Origin of the sequence: Arsenophonus nasoniae DSM 15247, from assembly GCF_000429565.1 — a bacterium.
Classification (GTDB): Bacteria; Pseudomonadota; Gammaproteobacteria; order Enterobacterales; family Enterobacteriaceae; genus Arsenophonus; species Arsenophonus nasoniae.
The window spans coordinates 1-16,129 of record NZ_AUCC01000069.1 but is presented as its reverse complement, the minus strand read 5'-3'; the positions used below and the strand labels follow the sequence as shown (position 1 = coordinate 16,129).

Here is a 16,129-nt window from a genome sequence, read left to right as displayed (position 1 = left end):
GAAGAACAGCAATAACGGCGAACGCCCATAGCGCAGGTGCTGCAGGCGAGCATCTTTTCGACAGAGAGTAGTTGCCATTCATCTACGTGATTATTTTCGATGAAAAGGTTCCATCCGTCATCGTATTGAAATAGCAGTTTTGCAGGTCTGGGGATGTACATAGAGCAGAGTATAAAAGACGAGAAGGGAATTGCCTAGAAATAGAGCGCCTTTGCCGCGATGCTCACGCCAAAGGCGTGCTTATGTTCAAGAAGCAAAAGATATTCATTTAGCTATAGATTTAATTAATTTAGGTGCACGTCTTCAAATGTTGGAAAGTGAAACTCAACTCAGCCGAGGGCGATTAATTAAGTTATATAAGGAATTACGAGGCAATCCCCCACCTAAAGGTATGTTGCCATTCTCAACCGACTGGTTTATGACTTGGGAGCAAAATATTCACTCTTCTATGTTTTATAATGCTTATCGCTTCTTATTAACCAGTGGTCATTATAGAGGAATAAATGCCATCGTACGGGCTTATCGTTTGTATCTGGAACAATGTGGCACTGAGTCAACTAACCCGCCCATACTGGCTTTGACCAGAGCCTGGACGTTAGTTCGGTTTGTTGATAGTGGCATGTTGCAACCATCAACTTGTCGCTGCTGTGGTGGAACTTTTATTACCCATGCCCATCAACCGGTGAACAGTTTTGCCTGTAGTTTATGCCAACCCCCTTCAAGGGCGATTAAAAAACGTAAACATTCTTGTCAATTTGCCGATATTCATCCTCAAGTATTGGGACAAATTCAGTAGCATACCTACTGTATTAATAAAATAGAGAGTTATGGTTTAGGTTTACCATAGCTCTTAATAGGTCAGTATGCTTGCTTTGAATACAGATCTCTAGTTCATTATCATCAATAAAGGGAATATCAAGTGCTTGTATTCTTAGGCTATCTTGTGGTTATTGGAGCAGTATTAGGTGGTTATTTACTTGTCGGGGGGCACTTATCTGCTTTATATCAACCCGCAGAGTTTTTAATTATATTTGGTGCTGGTTTGGGCGGTTTTATTGTCGCTAATAATGGTAAAGCGATTAAATCAACATTAAGAGTGTTGCCAAGGTTACTTACCAGCTCCCGTTATAATAAATCAATTTATATGGATCTCATGGCACTACAATTTCGCTTGTTAACAAAGTCGCGTCAAGCGGGGGTATTATCGTTAGAGCGGGATATTGAAGATCCCGAACAGAGTGACATTTTTTCTCAATATCCAAAGTTATTAAGTGATCCACATTTAATGAGTTTTTTAACTGACTATATGCGATTAATGATCACTGGTAATATGAATGCGCATGAAATTGAAGCATTAATGGATGAAGAAATTGCCACTTTTGAGCACGAGGCTGAAGTCCCAGCAGTGAGTTTGAGTATGTTAGGAGACTCATTGCCGGCTTTTGGTATTGTTGCTGCGGTGATGGGGGTCGTGCATGCACTTGCTTCTGCCGATAGACCCGCAGGCGAGATGGGAATATTAATTGGTAATGCGATGGTAGGAACTTTTCTGGGTATTCTACTTGCATACGGTTTTATTTCACCGTTAGCTAATTTGGTGCGACAAAAGAGCCATCAACAAATTAAGATGATGGAATGTATTAAAGTCACTTTACTGTCATCGATTAGCGGTTACGCACCTCAAATTGCAGTAGAATTTGGCCGTAAAACGCTATTTTTAGATGATAGACCCTTTTTTAATGAATTAGAGGATCATGTGCGTAGCATGAAAAATCCGACTCATACTAATTCTGCTGATGTTGAAGATGATTGATTATGAAAACAGCAAAATCGACCATCATTATCAAGAAAAAACGACGTAAGAAATCCAGTCATTACCATGGCGGCTCCTGGAAAATCGCTTATGCGGATTTTATGACTGCCATGATGGCTTTCTTTTTAGTTATGTGGATTTTATCCATTTCCAGCCCGCAAGAGTTAATTCGTATTGCTGATTATTTTCGTACACCGCTTAAGGTTTCATTAAATAATGGTCCTAAGAGTGGGGATGTCACAAATATTATACCGGGTGGCGGAAAAGACATTACTTATCGCGAGGGTGATACATTACCCAAAGAGCCCAACCAACTGCCAGAGACTGAACAGGATCGCTTTAAAAAATTACAACAGGATCTTGAATTATTAATTATGAATGATCCGCGCTTACAGGATCTAAAACCTAATTTGTTAATTGATTTAATGGATGAAGGATTGCAGATACAAATAATTGATGGCGAAAATCGGCCTATGTTTGCTAGCGGCAGTGCGGTAATTGATAAAAATATGCAAAAAATCCTGCATGTGTTGGCACCGGTATTAAATGATTATCCCAATAAGATTAGTCTGGCTGGCCATACCGATAGTACAGCTTATGCCAAAGGCGGCTATGGTTACAGTAACTGGGAATTGTCGGCAGACAGGGCAAACTCTTCGCGCCGGACATTAATTAGTGGTGGTCTGGATGAACATAAAATCATGCGTGTTGTTGGTATGGCTTCAACGGTGCCGTTAGAAAATAATCCCGCAGCCGCAGCTAATCGACGAATTAGTATTTTGGTGTTAAACAAAGAGAGTGAAGCCGCCATTATTCACGAAAATCAGCGACCTCAGCCGACAAAAGAGATTGGCGAACAAAATAGCGAACAGGTAGAGAGTTCGTTAACACCTTCTTTAGTACCAACAGCAGTATTATCTACTGACCATAGCGAAGTGATATTGGCTCAACCAAAGGATAAATAGCCATGGAGCTAGGTGCGTTTTATCAAGTATTTTTCGATGAGACAGAAGAGCTATTAGATGAGATGGAGCAAAAATTGCTCCATCTTAATATTGATACTGCTGATAGTGAGGCGCTTAATGCTATTTTTCGTTGTGCGCATTCTGTTAAAGGGGGTGCTGCGACATTTGGCTTTAGTCAATTACAAAAAACCACTCATATTTTGGAAAATGTGTTAGATGGGTTACGAAGCCAAACGATATTGTTAACAGCCGACATTCTTCAGGCCTTATTAAATGCTAAAGATATTTTATTAGCGCAGCTTAATGCTTATCGCAATGAACAATTGCCTGATGAATATTTATTTAGTCAAGTTGAAGCCCTGTTTTATACGCTGATACCGACCAGTGATAAATCTGTAGTAGAAGCGGTGACGGCTAAAACAGCTGCGGAAACTTATTTTAGTATCAAATTGGTTGATCTTAAGCCCCATGAGATCACATTACTTCTCGATGAATTAAATATCTTAGGTACGGTGATTGAGCATCAAATTGAGCAAACAACATTAACCGTTTTACTTCAAACCGCTGAATCTCAACAGGATATTACTGCTGTACTGTGTTTTCTACTTGATGAGCAACAGATCCATTTTTCCATTGCAAATCCAATTGCAGAAGAGGTAAGTCAGCATAATCAGCTAATCGATGAAAATAAGCAACTTACTACAGTAGATAAAACAGCCACGAAAACTATCGCTGCTATAGAGTCAAATCGATCTTTTACTCCCTCAGAGGCATCAACCATTCGAGTTGCGGTGGAGAAAGTTGATCAACTTATTAATCTAGTTGGTGAATTGATTATTACCCAATCTATGTTGATGCAACATAGCCAGCAATTAGATGATCGTCATAATCCATTACATGATTGTCTTAATCAATTAGCTAGAAATTCGCGTGATTTACAGCTTTCAGTGATGTCAATTCGTATGATGCCAATGGATTATGTCTTTAACCGTTTTCCACGTTTGGTTCATGATTTAGCAATAAAACTCAATAAAAAAGTTTCCTTAACCCTTAAAGGCAAAACCACTGAATTAGACAAAGGGTTAATTGAGAAGATTATTGATCCACTTACCCATTTGGTACGTAATAGCCTTGATCATGGGATTGAATTACCCGAAGTTAGACGGCAAAGGGGAAAAGCAGAAGAGGGGCAATTAATGATTTCTGCTGAGCACCAAGGTGGCAATATCTGCATTACCGTTAGTGATGATGACAATGGTTTAAATAGAGAAAAAATTTTACAAAAAGCCCGAAGTATTGGTTTAGAAATATCCGATCAAATGAGCGATCAAGATATTGCCATGCTAATTTTTGCACCGGGATTCAGTACGGCGGAAAGCGTGACTGACGTTTCTGGTCGTGGCGTTGGCATGGATATTGTAAAACAGAATATTCACGAAATGGGCGGCCAAATTACATTAACTTTTGAGGCAGGAAAAGGGACTACCACCCATATTTTTTTGCCATTAACCTTGGCTATTTTAGAGGCCATGTCTGTTCAGGTTAGCGATGAAATTTTTATTTTACCGCTTAACGCAGTAGTCAGTGTTTTACAACCCAAAGCCGAACAAATTTTTATGTTAGGTAATAATGAAAAATTACTGTTAGTTTGGGATGAATATATTCCGCTAATTGAACTCTATCAAGTGCTGGATATTCCGCAAGGGAAAAAAGCGATTAATGAAGGCATTGTTGTCATAGTTCAATATGCAGGTAAAAAATACGCTTTATTTGTTGATAGTTTATTAGGACAGCAGCAGGTAGTGGTAAAAAATATAGAAACAAATTTTAAACCGATTAAAGGGATCACGTCTGCCACAATTATGGGCGATGGTAGTGTAGCATTAATTCTTGATATTAAAGAACTCTATCAATTGGCTTATATAAAAAGACAACAATAGATAGATTAAATGGCAAAATTATTAATATAATTGGTAACAAGGAATTTAACGATGATTAAGCAAAGTGGGTTTAGCAATATCAAAACTGAACGTCAAGGAACAGGTTATTTAATTTTCACCTTAGGTGAAGAGGAATATGGTATTGATATTCTAAAAGTACAGGAAATTTGTGGTTACCATCATGTTACTCGCATTGCTAATATGCCTGATTTTATCAAAGGAATCAACCACTTGCGTGGCGTCATTATTCCAATAATTGATTTAAGAATTAAGTTTTCCCAGTCTGAAGTAATATATGATAATAGTACGGTTGTTATTATTGTCATGTTATCACAAAGAATTATTGGTATTGTTGTTGATGCGGTTTCTGACGTATTAACGCTAATGCCAGAACAAATTTGTCCACCACCTGAAATATCAACCATCTTATCGGCTGAATATCTTATGGGCTTAGGAATGTTAGATGAGCGGATGTTGATTTTGGTGAATATTGAAAAATTACTTAATAGTCAAGAAATGGCATTAATTCAAAATATCGATGATTAAATAAATTGTTTTGTTGATTAATCTAGGCGCAAATAGCGCAGTAAATTTATTCAAGTTAAAATAAATAACTTGTTAACGACTGACAAAATAAAATATTTTACTTATCTAATGATGTTCTAGTGATATCAGTAAAAAAAAGTAATTAACCATTTTAAAAAAGAATAATAAAAAACCATCAATTATTGCTATAAAGTTTCTATTGCTAGGGACGATATTTTATCTATCTTAATGAAATGGAAATTTTTATATGCTAAATAGAATGAAAATTATTACAGGTTTAATCATCACATTACTTCTGTTTGGCATATTACAATTGGCATCGGGGGCATTTTTTTTCTTTGATTTAAAAGATCAAAAAGAGGAAATAGCCTTATTAGCCCAAATGCGTAATCAGCGAATATTACTTAATGAGGGCTGGGTTCATCTGCTAAAAGCCCGGATCCAACTCAATCGAGCCGGTGTTAGTTATTTATTAACCAAGAAAAAGGTACCCATAGATGAACCAGTTGGACAAATTATTGAAGCTGCTCGTTTGAATTTAGTCAAAGCAAGAGAGTATTTCGATAAATATCAACGTACCGCTAAATTATCTTTGCATGATCCGAAGATCCTGGCTGATTTATCAAAAAATTATACCCGCTATATGGAGTCATTACATTCACTGATTTTTTTATTAGAAAATGATCAAATAAAAGATTTTTCAGATCAACCCACATCGATTTATCAACAAGAATTTTCACAAGCACTGGATCACTATCTTAACGAAAGTTTAGTGGTGTATGATGAAATTATTGGTCACTCAGAAGTATCATATCGTTATTCTGTTTATACCCTATTTGTTGTCCTGTCAGCGTTAATTCTATTGCTGATCCTCTGTTGGTTTGGGATCCATCGCTTATTGATTAATCCATTAAATTCATTACTCATGAATATTAAAGCTTTTTCGGCAGGGGATCTCTCATCGCATATTGCAATTAATGGCAACAATGAAATGGGGAGATTAGCGGCAGGACTAAAACATATGCAATATGAATTGATCCAAATAGTCAAAAGTGTTTCTGGCTCTGCCGACAAAATTTATGCTCGCACAAGTGAAATTGCAACTGGTAATAGTGATCTTTCCACTCGTTCAGAGCAGCAGGTTGCCGCTCTAGAAGAGACAGCCGCCAGTATGGAGGAGTTAACGATTACCGTTAAGCAGAATGCTGAACATGCTACTCAGGCCAATAAATTGGCTGATTCAGCCTCAGAAATTGCCTGGGAAGGGGGGCAAGTTGTGGCTAATGTCGTTGACACCATGAAAAGTATTTCTGAAAGTGCGCAAAAAATCGCTGATATTACCAGTGTAATTGATGGGATTGCTTTTCAAACCAATATATTAGCCCTTAATGCGGCGGTGGAAGCTGCGCGTGCTGGCGAACATGGCCGTGGTTTTGCGGTCGTGGCCGAAGAGGTTCGTAATCTTGCCCAACGTAGTGCAAATGCAGCGAAAGAGATTAAAGGTTTAATTGAAAATTCAGTTAGTCGTACGCTAAGCGGCGCAAAATTGGCTGAAGAAGCGGGTGAAACAATGGGCAAAATTGTTGAGTCCGTAGTTAGTGTGACAGAAATCATGGGTGAAATTGCCTCCGCCTCCGATGAGCAGAGCAAAGGTATTAATCAGGTCAGTATTGCTATCAACGAAATGGATCATGTACTACAACATAATGCTTCATTGGTTGAACAGTCTGGTGCGGCCACGGCGGAATTAGAGATCCAGACTAAAATCTTAACCGACTTGGTTTCGGTATTTAAATTGCCCCAAGAAGATGCTGATGAACCATATCATCAATCAATCGAAAATCTCGCTAAGGGCGTGACGGAAGCAGAAGCGATCGATGATAAGAAAAAAGTAACCCATGATGATAATTGGACAGCGTTTTAAACACGGGTTATTTGTCAAAGAAAAGTGAATTAAGGATTAAGGCTACAAGGATGAAATTAACACTAAGGGTATCAACCCGTCTTCACTTATTACTGCTTTTTTTTTGTACTATGCAATTTGTGACTGGGGGAACTGCGGTTAATATCTTTCATCAGCAGCAATCTCACTTTGAACATTTAGATATCAAGATAGATAAATTAGAGGCTTTGACCTTAAGTTGGAATCATTTACTTAAAGCACGCAGTACCCTTAATCGACTGACGTTGCGGATGCAAACAAATTATCCAGCCGATAAATTGGCGATATTAAGTAGTAGAATTGATAACCAATTAGCCGACACAGAAAAATATTTTCACCAGTTCAGTCAGTTGTCACAGCAATATTATCAAGAAAAAAGCGGAAAAATTACCGCCGATATTGAACGCGATTATCAGGCTCTGAATCATGCACTTCATATGATAAAGAAACTACTAGATAAACGAGATATTAAACAGGCGTTACAAGTGCCAAGTGAAGGGCATTTATTAAGGTTTGAAGATAGTTATTTTACTTATATTAAGCATATAAACAGCGAAGTTGGTGAGGCAGCGAAGTATAGTCGAGATTCAAGTCAATTTTCCTTGATTATGTCGGTTATTACTCTGATTACGGTCTTTATCGCTTGTCTATTAACCCATTTTAATTTGCAAAAAAAATTAATAGCTCGTTTTAAAATGATGAAAAATTGTTTTATCGATATTGCTAATGGCTATTTAGACAAGCCGCTAGTCGAAAATGAGCAAGATGAATTGGGTAAAATTTTTACCAAGTTTGCAGAAATGCGAGAAGCAATTATTACCTCAGTTGCGGCAGTAAGATTTAACACCCGTGAAATGCAAACAGGTATGCAAGCGGTGAAAACGGGTAATATAGCCCTAGCAAAACATACTCAACAGCAAGGGGTTAACTTAAAACAGACCGCTGCTGGTGTAGAGCAGTTTACCATCATTGTTCAACAAAACGCCCATTATGCCCAACAAGCTAATGAACTGGCAATTTCAGCCGAAAAAACGGCCACTAAAAGTGGACGTTTGACGGGCAAAGTGGTGGATACGATGACCAGTATTACCCAAAGTTCGCAAAAAATTGCGGCGATTATTAGCGTAATTGATGGAATTGCTTTTCAAACTAATATATTAGCGTTAAATGCAGCGGTAGAGGCAGCTAGAGCGGGTGAACAAGGGCGAGGTTTTTCTGTGGTCGCTACCGAGGTCAGGGAATTAGCGCAACGTAGTGCTGAGGCGGCGAAAGAGATAAAAAGCCTGATAGATGAATCTGTTGAGTGTGTCACGATGGGGGCTGAATTGGTCAATCATGCGGGTAGTACCATTAACGAATTAGTCATTTCTGTTAAACAGGTTACCAAGCTTATGCAAGAAATTGCCGCAGCTACCAAAGAGCAAAATCAGGAGATCAAGCAGGTTGCTATCAGCATAGAGCAGATGGAACAGATGACCCAACAAAATGCCACCTTAGTAGAGCAATCATGCCATGTTGTTGAGACATTAGAGATACAAACTGAAACCTTGATAAATATCGTATCAAAATTTAAGTTGCCACAACGTTGCTTTAATCATTTAACCGTAAAAATGAAATTATTACAGGCAGATAATAAATGAAATTGATGCCCGCCAATTGCCATCATCAGCAATGGCAATTAAGTGATAAAGCGTTTAAACAGATTTGTGACCTTATTTACCAAAAAACTGGTATTGTTTTGCTAAAGCAAAAAAAAATGATGGTTTACAATAGATTGCTTAAAAGATTAAAAATCTTGCAATTAACCAGCTTTGAACAATATGTCGCTTTACTGATGCAGCATAAGCAAGGTACTGAATGGCAATACTTTATCAATGCATTAACCACCAATTTAACCGCCTTTTTTCGTGAAGCGCACCATGCTAAAGCCAAAAAACAGGATGTCTATCGGGTTTGGTGTACAGCGGTTTCTACTGGAGAAGAAGCTTACTCTGTTGCTATGGTATTAAATAGTATTAAAACTGATCACATTTTTCGTAAGGAAATTGTGGCGAGTGATATTAATAACCAAGTTTTGCAGATTGCTCAACAGGGTATTTATGCTGAGGAAGTGATAACTGCTATTCCTGCTCAGTTAAGAAAATCCTTTTTATTAAAAGGTCAAGGTGACAATCAAGGCTATGTACGTATCCATGAGGAATTACGTAAACAAATACAGTTTCAGCAGATTAATCTTAAGGACAAATATTGGCCAATAGAAGGCCAGTTTGATGTCATTTTTTGTCGTAATGTGATGATCTATTTTGAAAGCAAAATGCAACAGGAATTATTAGATCGCTTTTTACCGCTATTAAAAAAAGAGGGTCTATTGATGATCGGCCACGCGGAAAATATTTGCCAACAAAATAGCCATTATCAATTAGTTGAGCGCAGTATTTATCAATTGAAAAATCAGAAGATACAGCGATGGAAAAAATAAAGGTACTTTGTGTTGATGATTCAGCTTTAATGCGCAAAATTATGCGAGAAATCCTGGATCAGCAACCGGACATGGAAGTTGTTGGTTGTGCGGCAGATCCCTATATTGCGCGAGAAATGATAAAACAGCGACACCCAGACGTATTGACATTGGATATTGAGATGCCACGCATGGATGGACTCTCTTTTTTAGAGAAAATCATGCGATTACGTCCGATGCCAGTGATTATGGTTTCAACCTTAACCACCAATGGTTCTCAGGCAACATTACGTGCTTTGGAGTTAGGTGCGGTAGATTTTGTCACCAAACAAACATTGAATTTCAAACAAGGCGTATCGGCTTATGCCAACTTATTAAGTGACAAAATTAGGGTGGCAGCAAAAGCAAATATTATAAAAATGCGTCAACCAGCGAAATATCCAAAACTTAATCTGCCCTTACCGCAAGTTACCAATGATATTATCGCGATTGGTGTCTCAACGGGTGGCACTGAGGCCATTCGACACCTATTACAAAGTTTACCGCAAAATATGCCGGCAATTGTCGTTGCGCAACATATGCCAGCAGGTTTCAGCCGCTCTTTTGCTGAACGTCTTAATCGTTGCTGTTTTCTGCAAGTTAAAGAAGCAGAACAGGGAGAAAAGTTATTAGCTGGACATGTTTATATTGCGCCGGGTAATTTTCATTTAGCTTTAACTAAAACCGGCCGATATTACCAAATAGTCTTGCATCAACAAGAGATGGTTAACCATCATCGCCCTTCAGTTGATAATTTATTTTTTTCCGTTGCTCAAATCGCCGGAAAGCGGGCAATTGGCATGATTCTTACTGGAATGGGAAATGATGGAGCTATGGGATTATTAGCAATGCGGCAAGCAGGTGCTTATACCTTCGCACAGAATGAAAAAAGCTGTGTTGTTTATGGTATGCCAAAAGTCGCATTGCAGTTAAATGCGGTAGATGAAGTGGGTGATATTAATGATCTTGGTCGATTGTTACTCGATAAATTAGAGCAACGTTATGCAGGGTAATTGCAACAAATAGAAAGTGAGATAGGGCTCTTTAAACCATGACAAATAAAGAATTAATGTTTCTGATCGTAGATGATTTCTCAACGATGAGAAGAATATTACGTAATTTGTTGAAAGAATCAGGATTTCATAATGTCGAAGAGGCTGAAGATGGTGAAGATGCTTTAGCTAAAATGAATAAGCATAATTTTGATTTTATTATTACAGACTGGAATATGCCAAATATGGATGGCTTATTATTACTTGAAACGATCCGCCAACAGGAAAAGTGGGCAAAGCTACCGGTTTTAATGGTGACTGCGGAAGCCAAAAAAGAAAACATTATTGCTGCCTCAAAAGCCGGTGCCAGTGGTTATGTGGTGAAACCTTTTACCGCTGCTATTCTTGAGCAGAAAATTGAACAAATTATTCAAAAAATGGCATAAAACAAGGAGGTAATATGGTCAACAGGCAAGATGAAGAACCAGAGTCTCATAACGATAAATTAGAAATCATTAACCGTCTTGGGCGGTTGACTCGCATTATTCATGAAGGATTACGTGAGTTAGGTTTAGACAAAAATATATCCAGAGCGGTAGAAGTGATACCGGATACCCAACAGCGCCTAGATTATATTGCCCAGATGACTTTTCAAGCGGCAGAAAAAACCCTTAATAGTCTCGATCAAATCAAACCTAAGCAAGAGTGGTTAATTCAACAAGCAGAACAGTTAACCCAACGCTGGGATCAATGGGCGCAATTATCGATTGAATTAACGGAGACTAAATCGTTGGTGGCGGATACGCGACAGTATCTGGCTCAGTCACCGCAAGTCAATAGTCAAATCAATGCGCAATTATTGGATATCATGATGGCCCAAGATTTTCAAGATTTAACCGGACAAGTGATTAAAAAACTCTCTTTAATAATCCAGGAAATCGAACAGCAACTTGTCTCTGTTTTATTAGAGAATATGACGCCAGATATTGCCAATTCCTTATCGTCGATAAATCGTTCAAATGAATTACTAAATGGAACACAACTGACGACAGATCGGAAAGAAAATTACAGTCAGCAAACTCAAGTAGATGAATTATTGACCAGCCTGGGATTATGAATGCGATAAAATAGCTAGTCAGCGGCATTTACGGTAATTGATTGATAATATGAAATAGACAGCGAAAATAAAAGAGATACAAGATTATTCAAAGTAAAATAAGCAATGTATCTCTTATAAAGCGATGATAGAATATTGTTTACTTCATATTTAACGACTGTTTTATCTGCCGCATCGCTTCAATGCCTTGCTGACAAGCTTTATCTTGCTGATCTCTAGGCAGGGCAACGATCTGTTTTTTACCATCTTCAAGCTGATTTTTGATTGAATCAAGTTGAGCCTTAGTTTGTGGATTTTCAGATGCCTTAGTAACTAAGGAATCTACTTCAGAGAAATAAGTTTTACAAGTATCAGTTGCCCCGATATAGTCAATTTTTTTCTCTTCTTCTGAACAAGCAGTGATAATAAATGCGAATAAACCTATGCTACAAATTACTAGTAATTTTCTCATAATAATCCCTAACCAAATAATATTTATGTAGTTTAAAAAGTATAGATTCATTTTATTCAGATGTGAAATATTAATGATTTTATTCAGCTATGAATTATACATTGGCATGAAAAGCGTATTTTTTAAATCAAGAAAAAACCAGGGCAAATAGATAACACGATCGTTCATCGCTATTGTGGCAAATTAATAGCAATAGCTAATTAGCCGTAATTTAAGCATGTTATAATAGCGACAAAATGAGCGCTATTTCGGTTATTATATTTTTTCATTTTATTTAATAGCATAAATAATAACTATTTTTTCTTTGTTATTTCCCTTTTGAGTTGATTTTATTATGGCAAGCTTAGCGCCTTTCCTTTGTCAAAAGAATATCAACGAGGTAAAAGGGAGTGGCAGAAGAGAGTGATTTAGAAAAAAACGAAGAACCCACCGCTAGAAAAAAGGAAAAAGCAAAGGAAGAGGGACAGGTTGTTCGTTCACGTGAATTAAGTTCTTTTTTCATGTTAATTGCTGGTGTTTCGCTATTTTGGATTTGTGGCCATTCTTGTTATCAAAAGCTGCATGCACTTTTTTCACAGACTTTTTATTTTGATAAATATATTTTATATAACAGTCAGCTATTGCCTAATTTAGTGTTTGAGTCGGTTAAAATAGGCCTGAACGCATTATTACCGATTATAGCTGGACTGGTATTAATCGCCTTTGCTGCCCCTAGTTTTTTTGGTGGGATACATATTAATTTTAAGTCGATTAAATTTGACTGGAAAAAATTAAATCCAATCACTGGATTAAAACGCCTATTTTCAATTAATGCATTGGCTGAGCTGTTTAAAGCATTATTGAAAGTAATGTTAGTTTCTATTGGTATCACTCTTTTTTTATGGGTCAATCTTCCTCATTTTTTTCACTTAGTCACTGAACCACGACATTTGGCATTAAGTCAAGCTACGCAATTAATGATATTTGCCGCTTATATTGCCATTTTTATGCTTATTCCCTTAGTGGGCTTTGATCTTATTTATCAGCTGCGCAGCCATTTGAAAAAACTCAGAATGACACGCCAAGAAATTAAAGATGAGTTCAAACAGCAGGAAGGTGATCCACATATTAAAGCGCGTATTCGTCAGCAGCAGCGAGAGATTTCCCGTCGCAGAATGATGGCTGATGTGCCGAAAGCCGATGTTATTATTACCAACCCGACCCACTATGCGGTGGCATTACAGTATGACAATCAAGCCATGCAAGCGCCAAAAGTATTGGTAAAAGGAGCGGGATTAATTGCATTAAATATTAAGCAACTGGGTGAAGAAAATCGTATTCCAGTGCTGGAGGCACCCCCTCTGGCAAGAGCGCTCTATCGCCATAGCAAAGTCGGTGGTCATATTCCGGCAACACTTTATGCCGCAGTAGCAGAGGTGTTGGCCTGGGTATATCAGCTCAGACATTGGCAGCGAGAAGGCGGATTGAAACCAAAGAAACCAACCAATGTATCAGTACCTCAGGGACTGGATTTTGCAGGAGATAATAATACTCATGGCTAACTTAGCCTCACGATTGCGTCTACCTAAAGACTTAAAAAATACCCAATGGCAAATTTTAGCTGGACCGATATTGATCCTATTAATTTTGTCAATGATGGTTTTGCCATTGCCGCCTTTTTTACTAGATATGTTGTTCACTTTTAATATTGCCCTCTCGATTATGGTGTTATTAGTGGCCATGTTTACCAAGCGCACCCTTGAATTTGCGGCATTTCCGACCATTTTGCTATTTTCAACGCTATTACGGCTGTCACTCAATGTGGCTTCAACTAGAGTTATTCTATTAGAAGGACACACGGGATCAGCGGCGGCAGGCAAGGTTGTCGAATCCTTCGGCCATTTTCTGGTGGGGGGTAATTTTGCTATTGGCATAGTGGTCTTTATTATTCTGATCCTAATTAACTTTATGGTGATCACTAAAGGTGCTGGTCGTATAGCCGAAGTCGGAGCACGCTTTGTTTTAGATGGTATGCCAGGTAAGCAGATGGCGATTGATGCTGATCTGAATGCCGGTTTGATTGATGAAGCGGAAGCTAAAGCGCGACGTAAAGAAGTAACCCAAGAGTCTGATTTCTATGGTTCAATGGATGGCGCCAGTAAATTTGTACGCGGCGATGCCATTGCCGGATTGATGATTATGGCTATCAATATCATTGGTGGTTTAGTGGTTGGTGTCGCGCAACATGGCTTAACGCTGGGTGAATCAGCCAGTATCTACACACTATTAACCATTGGTGATGGCCTAGTCGCGCAAATTCCGGCATTGATTATTTCTACCGCCGCCGGCGTGATTGTTACCCGCGTAGCAACTGATGAAGACGTCGGTGAGCAGATGTTAGGTCAACTGTTCGATAATCCACGAGTATTGATGTTAACTGCCGGTGTATTAGGTTTGCTTGGTTTAGTTCCAGGTATGCCAAATATTGTTTTCTGTTGTTTACTTTGCTATTAGGTTTCATTGGTTGGAAGTTGATGAAGCGTTCAGCTAAGCCGGTATTAGTTGACATTGTAATTAATCGTTAATTATCAATATAATAGAAATGCATTATCACTATAATTCACTATTCATTCACTATAAATTATAACTCAACCCAACCGTTATTCCTTTCATCCTGATATTTTTCTGTCATTTCAATTGACTTATGACCAAGTAGTTTTTTGGCAAAATCTGTTCCCATAGTCTCGGTATATAATCTAGCTGATAAACTCCTAATCTCATGAAAAGAAGGTGGATTTACCTCCCATTTCAACTCAGATTTATCTCTAAACTTAGCAAATGTCTTAGATATTTTATCTGTTGACAATTTTTTATCTCCATTTGTAATAATATATTCTGATCTTTCGTTTTTTATTTCTAATAATTTTGATAACTTAATATTTACTATTTCAATATTTAAAGGGATTGCTATTTTTGACTCTGTTTTTTGTTGAATAATCCATAATTTATTATCATAAATATTTTTCCATTTTAATTTAGAAATATCAGATATTCGTTGTCCTGTTACTAGAGCTATTTTCATTGATTTTGTCAGCCAATGATTTTCATCATTAATTAAATTTAATATAGCTGTAAAATCATTAAAAGATAGTCTTGCTCTTTGTATTTTTATTTTCGGTATTTTTGTTGGGGTAACTGGATTTATTTTTAATATACCTAATGATATAGCCTCTTTAAAATAGTCATTTAAAAATACACGCATTAATTTTGCTGTTGTTATCTTTCCTTTGTTAATAAATGGATGAAGTAAATCAGCAATATTTTTAGTTGTTACGCTTTCAATTGGTACATCAATCATTTCTTTTCTTATAACACTAATCCTATGTTTATAATCTTTCATTGTTTTCTCTTTCAAACCTCTTGCACGCAGAATTTCCTCATACCTATCCAAAAACTCATGAAAAGAGACCGATCCGTGTCCCTCTATTCTTTCTGTCAGTGGCTTAACTTTCTCTGCATTGAGCAATAACTGATTTGCACTAATAGCCTCGTTAATTGCATAGGCTTTGTTTCTACCCAAACCGTATTCCTTCCGTGTACGTGGGTCTCTATAGGAATAATACCCGTTTCTTTTGTATAGGTTAGGGGGCAAATCCCGATTTTTTATTTTTCTGATTCTGGTCATGACCTATCCTTTGCAGCAACATACTTTTATGACTAACCTGGTTAACGCCGTTAACTTTGATTGCATACTCTTCAACTAAATATTCCCTGCCATCTTTGATGGGTGGAGGCTGGATTAACCCATTTCTAACCCATCCCCTGACAGTGTCCATTCTTCTTGGCCTATCCCTCCTTGCATTCCATTCCGCTAAAGTAATCATGTT

Annotated in this window: 15 protein-coding genes and 2 pseudogenes; 13 read left to right on the top strand and 4 right to left on the bottom strand. The window is 37.7% G+C overall.

Going from position 1 to position 16,129, the window contains the following annotated elements:
- Positions 1-161, bottom strand: a pseudogene (locus tag G468_RS25405) (IS91 family transposase); the annotation flags it as partial.
- 50 nt (positions 162-211) lie between these two features.
- Between G468_RS25405 and flhC the strand changes: the two are divergent.
- From flhC to G468_RS0112825, 11 genes are all read left to right on the top strand, one after another.
- The gene (gene flhC / locus G468_RS0112875) at positions 212-796 is read left to right on the top strand and encodes a flagellar transcriptional regulator FlhC (protein WP_026823468.1); all 585 of its coding nucleotides are present in this window, start codon (positions 212-214) and stop codon (positions 794-796) included.
- A 123-nt stretch (positions 797-919) separates the two neighbouring features.
- Positions 920-1,813 (top strand): flagellar motor stator protein MotA, encoded by an 894-nt coding sequence (gene motA / locus G468_RS0112870; protein ID WP_026823467.1) that lies wholly within the window; start codon positions 920-922, stop codon positions 1,811-1,813.
- 2 nt (positions 1,814-1,815) lie between these two features.
- Positions 1,816-2,778 (top strand): flagellar motor protein MotB, encoded by a 963-nt coding sequence (gene motB / locus G468_RS20915; RefSeq protein ID WP_071846885.1) that lies wholly within the window; start codon positions 1,816-1,818, stop codon positions 2,776-2,778.
- A gap of 2 nt (positions 2,779-2,780) precedes the next feature.
- Entirely contained in the window at positions 2,781-4,718 is a 1,938-nt protein-coding gene (gene cheA, locus G468_RS0112860; RefSeq protein WP_026823466.1) for a chemotaxis protein CheA, read from the top strand.
- A 51-nt stretch (positions 4,719-4,769) separates the two neighbouring features.
- Positions 4,770-5,264 (top strand): chemotaxis protein CheW, encoded by a 495-nt coding sequence (locus tag G468_RS0112855; RefSeq protein WP_034249953.1) that lies wholly within the window; start codon positions 4,770-4,772, stop codon positions 5,262-5,264.
- A gap of 247 nt (positions 5,265-5,511) precedes the next feature.
- On the top strand, positions 5,512-7,188 hold the full coding sequence (locus G468_RS25120; protein WP_026823464.1) for a methyl-accepting chemotaxis protein: 1,677 nt from the start codon (positions 5,512-5,514) through the stop codon (positions 7,186-7,188).
- Between the two features lie 50 nt (positions 7,189-7,238).
- Complete coding sequence (locus G468_RS0112845; RefSeq protein ID WP_026823463.1) at positions 7,239-8,846, top strand: methyl-accepting chemotaxis protein; 1,608 nt, start codon at positions 7,239-7,241, stop codon at positions 8,844-8,846.
- Positions 8,843-9,685 (top strand): CheR family methyltransferase, encoded by an 843-nt coding sequence (locus G468_RS0112840; protein WP_026823462.1) that lies wholly within the window; start codon positions 8,843-8,845, stop codon positions 9,683-9,685. The genes G468_RS0112845 and G468_RS0112840 overlap by 4 nt, the downstream gene beginning before the upstream one ends.
- Positions 9,673-10,716 carry a protein-glutamate methylesterase/protein-glutamine glutaminase gene (locus G468_RS0112835; RefSeq protein WP_026823461.1) on the top strand — a complete coding sequence of 348 codons (1,044 nt, stop codon included), beginning with the start codon at positions 9,673-9,675 and terminating at the stop codon, positions 10,714-10,716. The genes G468_RS0112840 and G468_RS0112835 overlap by 13 nt, the downstream gene beginning before the upstream one ends.
- A 38-nt stretch (positions 10,717-10,754) precedes the next feature.
- Positions 10,755-11,141, top strand: coding sequence for a chemotaxis response regulator CheY (cheY, locus tag G468_RS0112830; RefSeq protein WP_026823460.1), 387 nt, complete (start codon positions 10,755-10,757; stop codon positions 11,139-11,141).
- 14 nt (positions 11,142-11,155) lie between these two features.
- Entirely contained in the window at positions 11,156-11,812 is a 657-nt protein-coding gene (locus G468_RS0112825; RefSeq protein WP_026823459.1) for a protein phosphatase CheZ, read from the top strand.
- Between the two features lie 139 nt (positions 11,813-11,951).
- Here the strand turns inward: G468_RS0112825 and G468_RS0112820 are convergent, their stop codons facing one another.
- Positions 11,952-12,263 carry a DUF5339 domain-containing protein gene (locus G468_RS0112820; protein ID WP_026823458.1) on the bottom strand — a complete coding sequence of 104 codons (312 nt, stop codon included), beginning with the start codon at positions 12,261-12,263 and terminating at the stop codon, positions 11,952-11,954.
- Between the two features lie 389 nt (positions 12,264-12,652).
- On the opposite strand from G468_RS0112820, the gene flhB reads away from it, so the two are divergent.
- Together flhB and G468_RS20910 are read left to right on the top strand one after the other, a co-directional pair.
- The gene (flhB, locus tag G468_RS0112815; RefSeq protein ID WP_026823457.1) at positions 12,653-13,804 is read left to right on the top strand and encodes a flagellar biosynthesis protein FlhB; all 1,152 of its coding nucleotides are present in this window, start codon (positions 12,653-12,655) and stop codon (positions 13,802-13,804) included.
- Positions 13,797-14,797: pseudogene (locus G468_RS20910) on the top strand (FHIPEP family type III secretion protein); the annotation flags it as partial. The gene flhB and the pseudogene G468_RS20910, both read left to right, overlap by 8 nt.
- Before the next feature lie 86 nt (positions 14,798-14,883).
- Here G468_RS20910 and G468_RS0112805 read toward each other — a convergent pair.
- Positions 14,884-15,927 carry a tyrosine-type recombinase/integrase gene (locus tag G468_RS0112805; protein ID WP_026823456.1) on the bottom strand — a complete coding sequence of 348 codons (1,044 nt, stop codon included), beginning with the start codon at positions 15,925-15,927 and terminating at the stop codon, positions 14,884-14,886.
- Positions 15,884-16,129, bottom strand: a 246-nt coding sequence (locus tag G468_RS0112800; protein WP_034249951.1) for an excisionase, incomplete at its 5' end; no start/stop codon positions are given. The genes G468_RS0112805 and G468_RS0112800, both read right to left, overlap by 44 nt.

Bases quoted from the DNA above. Each gene is read 5' to 3' on its own strand.
- motB (WP_071846885.1), top strand. From the start codon at position 1,816: ATGAAAACAGCAAAATCGACCATCATTATCAAGAAAAAACGACGTAAG.
- cheA (WP_026823466.1), top strand. From the start codon at position 2,781: ATGGAGCTAGGTGCGTTTTATCAAGTATTTTTCGATGAGACAGAAGAG.
- G468_RS0112855 (WP_034249953.1), top strand. From the start codon at position 4,770: ATGATTAAGCAAAGTGGGTTTAGCAATATCAAAACTGAACGTCAAGGA.
- G468_RS25120 (WP_026823464.1), top strand. From the start codon at position 5,512: ATGCTAAATAGAATGAAAATTATTACAGGTTTAATCATCACATTACTT.
- G468_RS0112845 (WP_026823463.1), top strand. From the start codon at position 7,239: ATGAAATTAACACTAAGGGTATCAACCCGTCTTCACTTATTACTGCTT.
- G468_RS0112840 (WP_026823462.1), top strand. From the start codon at position 8,843: ATGAAATTGATGCCCGCCAATTGCCATCATCAGCAATGGCAATTAAGT.
- G468_RS0112835 (WP_026823461.1), top strand. From the start codon at position 9,673: ATGGAAAAAATAAAGGTACTTTGTGTTGATGATTCAGCTTTAATGCGC.
- cheY (WP_026823460.1), top strand. From the start codon at position 10,755: ATGACAAATAAAGAATTAATGTTTCTGATCGTAGATGATTTCTCAACG.
- G468_RS0112825 (WP_026823459.1), top strand. From the start codon at position 11,156: ATGGTCAACAGGCAAGATGAAGAACCAGAGTCTCATAACGATAAATTA.
- G468_RS0112820 (WP_026823458.1), bottom strand. From the start codon at position 12,263: ATGAGAAAATTACTAGTAATTTGTAGCATAGGTTTATTCGCATTTATT.
- G468_RS0112805 (WP_026823456.1), bottom strand. From the start codon at position 15,927: ATGACCAGAATCAGAAAAATAAAAAATCGGGATTTGCCCCCTAACCTA.